The sequence below is a fragment of the Flavobacterium aurantiibacter genome (genome assembly GCF_002251775.1).
Taxonomy (GTDB): domain Bacteria; phylum Bacteroidota; class Bacteroidia; order Flavobacteriales; family Flavobacteriaceae; genus Flavobacterium; species Flavobacterium aurantiibacter.
In genome coordinates this window covers 1-2833 of record NZ_NOXX01000042.1, presented here as the reverse complement: position 1 = coordinate 2833, position 2833 = coordinate 1, and the positions used below count along the sequence as shown (strand labels likewise).

At 36.7% G+C, this 2833-nt stretch carries 4 protein-coding genes; 1 reads left to right on the top strand and 3 read right to left on the bottom strand.

The features are described from left to right. Positions 1–181, top strand: a 181-nt coding sequence (locus tag CHX27_RS15420; protein ID WP_165764402.1) for a hypothetical protein, incomplete at its 5' end; no start/stop codon positions are given. A 97-nt stretch (positions 182–278) separates the two neighbouring features. Here the strand turns inward: CHX27_RS15420 and CHX27_RS00430 are convergent. From CHX27_RS00430 to CHX27_RS00420, 3 genes are all read right to left on the bottom strand, one after another. Then, complete coding sequence (locus CHX27_RS00430) at positions 279–476, bottom strand: hypothetical protein (protein ID WP_094484820.1); 198 nt, start codon at positions 474–476, stop codon at positions 279–281. Positions 477–583: 107 nt separating this feature from the next. Continuing rightward, positions 584–1528, bottom strand: a complete 945-nt coding sequence (locus tag CHX27_RS00425; RefSeq protein ID WP_165764401.1) for a nucleotidyl transferase AbiEii/AbiGii toxin family protein — start codon at positions 1526–1528, stop codon at positions 584–586. Beyond that, complete coding sequence (locus CHX27_RS00420; RefSeq protein WP_094484818.1) at positions 1525–2250, bottom strand: DUF6088 family protein; 726 nt, start codon at positions 2248–2250, stop codon at positions 1525–1527. The genes CHX27_RS00425 and CHX27_RS00420 overlap by 4 nt, the downstream gene beginning before the upstream one ends. Between the last annotated feature and the right edge of the window lie 583 nt (positions 2251–2833).

The window sequence follows — 2833 nt, the reverse complement described above, 5'->3', positions numbered from 1 at the left end:
AATTATAGATTACTGGCAACTCATACACGAAACGCAAACCGCACGCTTTCGAAAAGAAATTCAACTGGCACTTTTGGGTCAAAACACCTTCACCGGCTGGGAACAACAAGCCATTTCACGCTTGCAAAACAGCTGCGATTACCTTATTGAAGGCCGCGGCTTTGAACGCTGGATGCTGTGAAATTTCACGAGAATATTTTTGCAAACAATTACATCAAAGTTGTATGCATTTACTTGAACCTCCTTTAGCCTTCACACAATAGCAGCGTGTTAGCTGCTTATTCGGAAAATCCGAACAACCACTTTTTCCCCAGTAAACCCTCCGCAAAAATGAGATACTCATTGATGATATCCCTTGCTTTTACAAATAGAGTTGCCATATAGTCCTCGGTTAACCAAACGTTTTCACGCTGCTTGCCAACTTCAAATTTCAGGTTGCCTTTCGGGTTTTGATATATGATAATTTCGCTGTTCATGAATCATATTCGGGTTTTCGAGTCATCGTAATGACTGAGTGGTGGTGGAAAGCCTTTTTGTTCCATCAACTCGGTAAACGCTTTCTCCAATTCTTCGAAGATGAATTTCATTTAATTCTCTCTGCTAATTCTTCAAAACATACCGCAATTTCTTTTTCATCAGGTATAGGTCTATATGCTAATGCTGAAAGTTCAGTTTGATATTTTTCTTTGAGTTTTTGCCAGACGTTTGAAAAATCATTTACTAAAGGAGATTCCGAAGTCGCTTTAGTTTGCCAACCTGTCGGTTCTTCAAACATAGCTCTATCGTGTTGCAAGATGGTATCAAATTGTTCCTTAAACGAATCGGATGCCACAAATGCAATACACTGAGAATTTTTCATAAGATGATACAAATCGTAAAAGTGCCTTATCTTCTGAGAGATGCTTTCAACAGTATTTTCTTTGAAGGAAAATCGAACTAACGACACCATTTTTTCCACAAGCGTTTGTTCCTTGCTCAATACGTTAACTTCAAAAGGTTGGAGATCATACTGCTCAATGTAATTTTCATTGTTTGTTTGCTTCAAAAAGTCAAACACCATACTTTGAATGGTCAATCGTTGATAAGGAAAAGGATTGGCAAACGAGTTTACTTCAACAATGAGTTTGTTATTTGCATTACCTTTTTCAGACGCAACATATTCAAATACTGATTTTCTGAATCTTGAACCCTTACTTGTTACGCCCTCTACTTGCAATTCTTTTAAATCAGGCGTGATTTCTTTTTCAATTGTGCGGATGATGGTTTTAATTTCATTACCTGTTTTACCCTTGTCGTTGATAATGGCAATATCTACATCCTCCGAAAATCGCTCTAGCATATTGTATCCCTTCGATAGCGATGTGCCTCCTTTAAAAACGGATTCATCAACATAGCTACTTTTTGCCAAACGGCTTAACACCAGTGTTATCCAGTAATCTTTTTCTATAAATTCCAACTTAATGCCCAGGTGCTGTGATGCAGCCCTTAGTATTTGTGTAAATAATTTTATGTCGTGGTGCAGCTTCATACTACGTTCCATTTTTCTGTGGTAGATAATGCTTTCGCTGCACCGGTTAGTTTATACTTGGTTATTGGGTTCAATGACTTGAAAAGAGCCTCTGTTGTGTTGCCTTGCTGTAATTGCTCTAACAAAGCCCCTAACAAAGCCCTTGTAGCAGGTGGATATTTTAATGCCAGGCGAACCAAGGTATTGATTTCTTTATCCGTAAAGTTTTTGATAATGGCTAAAAACCGCTTGCACGATGCCTCTATAGTGGTATCAGGTATTTTCTTGATGTACCGAATGGCATCTAGTAACTGTAACAAAGGAATATTCTCTTTGGTGATGGTGTTTTTTTGCTGTACAAAAGCTATCGTATAACGTTCTCTTTTAAACTTAGGACGAACCTGATTCTTGCCTATCTGTATGATATTGCTTACTTGTGTAGTTAAACCTAATTGGTTGTAAATACCGTAACCTGTGAGATAACCCGTTATTTTTCCGTTTTCTTCCAACAAGTCTTTTACTACTTGTGCCTGATTGGGTTGAAGATTGCCAAAGGGCGTAACTTCGGGTTTGTAGTATTTTCCCTTGAATAGTTTAGCAATCTTGCCCGAAGCCACCATACGATTCAGTGCTTTTATTACCGCTTCTTTTTGATTCACCTCTGAAAAAAAGTCTGCATAGGTGAATACATAGCCCTTGGGTAGCCTATCTATAGTAAATGAAATGTATTCAGAGGTTTTCATCTTTTTACTGTGCTACAAATATAATTAATTTGTCCAGTTTATTAGTAAAAAAACTGGACGTTTTGAAATTTGATTGAATGATAAAAACTTCGCCAACGCATTGCGAACTTACTATAACTGAATGTTTAGATATTTTAACGTGAGTTCGATGTGAAAATTTAGGTTAGAAAGCAACAAAACAGTTAATTAATACCCGTTGAATCTACAACATAGACTCAAAGAAAACTTATTTTTGAGGCAGGACAATGCAAAAAAATGCCGCATGGCAGCGATACGGAAGATTTTTTTAAAGCCGTTATGTCTTACAACAATTTTTATTAAATTACCTTTTTAGTCTAATTGGTATAACAGACGTATTTTCTTTGGAATACCGAGGTATCTCGAAAAATAGACACAACGCAGTGATCGACTGTCTAATTCGTTAGCGTAAAAAATTGCAGGGTGAAATCGTTTTAAACTTTTTTAAAATCGCTCTTTTTTCAATCTAACAAAGATTTTTATATCGAACACACATTATTTTTAAGTATTCAACACGGGTGGCAGGAAAATCAATACGTACGACATCGATCACGTTATTCCGTTT